The organism is Pseudomonas sp. NCHU5216 (assembly GCF_052156495.1).
In the GTDB taxonomy this organism is placed as follows: Bacteria; Pseudomonadota; Gammaproteobacteria; order Pseudomonadales; family Pseudomonadaceae; genus Aquipseudomonas.
The window spans coordinates 1-1,255 of sequence record NZ_JBQLIX010000086.1; the positions used below are offsets into that span (position 1 = coordinate 1).

1 protein-coding gene is annotated in these 1,255 nt (G+C 70.9%); it reads left to right on the forward strand.

The genetic code is table 11. The features are described from left to right. The coding region (locus ACSVIK_RS25975) for a non-ribosomal peptide synthetase (RefSeq protein ID WP_442447015.1) at window positions 1-1,255 on the forward strand (1,255 nt) is incomplete at both ends.

Consider the following 1,255-nt stretch of genomic DNA (forward strand, 5'->3'; position numbering starts at 1 on the left):
TCAACGCCACCGCCGCCGACTACCCGCGCCAGGCCACCCTGCAGGATCTGTTCGAGGCCCAGGTGCAGCGCACGCCGAGCCAGGTCGCGGTGAGCTTTGCCGAGCAGCAGTTGAGCTACGCCGAGCTGGAGCGCCAGGCCAACCGCCTGGCCCATCACCTGCAACCGCTGCTGGACGGGCGCAACGCCCCGGTGGCGCTGTGCGTGCCACGCGGGCTGCCGATGCTGGTCGGCCTGCTGGGTATCCTCAAGGCCGGCGGCTGTTACGTGCCGCTGGATCCGGCCTATCCGGCCGAGCGCCTGGACTACATGCTGCAGGACAGCGCGCCGGTGGCGCTGCTGACCCTGGACGGCACGGCAGGCCCGCTGGCCGCCGAGGGCATCCCGCTGATCGCCCTGGCCGACGACGCGGCCTGGCAGCACCAGCCCGACACCCCGCCGGTCTGCGAACGGGCGCCGGAGCACCTGGCCTACGTGATCTACACCTCCGGCTCCACCGGCCAGCCCAAGGGCGTGATGGTCGAGCAGCGCGGCCTGGTCAACCTGCTCTGGGCGATGGCCGAACTGACCGACCTGCAGGCCCACGACCGCCTGCTGGCACTGACCACCCTGGGCTTCGACATCGCCGGCCTGGAGCTGTACCTGCCGCTGATCCGCGGCGCCTGCTGCGTGCTGCTGGCGCGTGAACAGGCGCAGGACGCCCAGCGCCTGGCCGCCGCCATCGAGCACAGCGAAGCGACGCTGATGCAGGCCACCCCGGCCACCTGGCGCATGCTGCTGGACAGCGGCTGGACCGGAGCGCCAGGGCTCAAGGCGCTGTGCGGCGGCGAAGCGCTGCCGAGCGAACTGGCACGGCGCCTGCGGCCCAGGGTGGCGGCGCTGTGGAACGTCTATGGCCCGACCGAAACCACCATCTGGTCGTCGGCTGGAGAGGTGCTCGACGCTGCCTTCGAGGGCGCCACGGTAAGCATCGGCCGGCCGCTGGCCAACACGCGCTTCTACCTGCTGGATGAACAGCAGCAACCGGTGCCAGAAGGTGGGGTGGGCGAGCTGTACATCGGCGGCGACGGGGTGGCGCGCGGTTACCTGAACCGCGCGGCACTGAGCGCCGAGCGTTTCCTGAACGATCCCTTCGTAGCGGGCGCACGGATGTACCGCACCGGTGACCTGGCGCGCTATCGCAGCGACGCCAGCCTGGAGTTCCTCGGGCGCAACGACTTCCAGGTGAAGATCCGCGGTCACCGTATCGAGCTGGG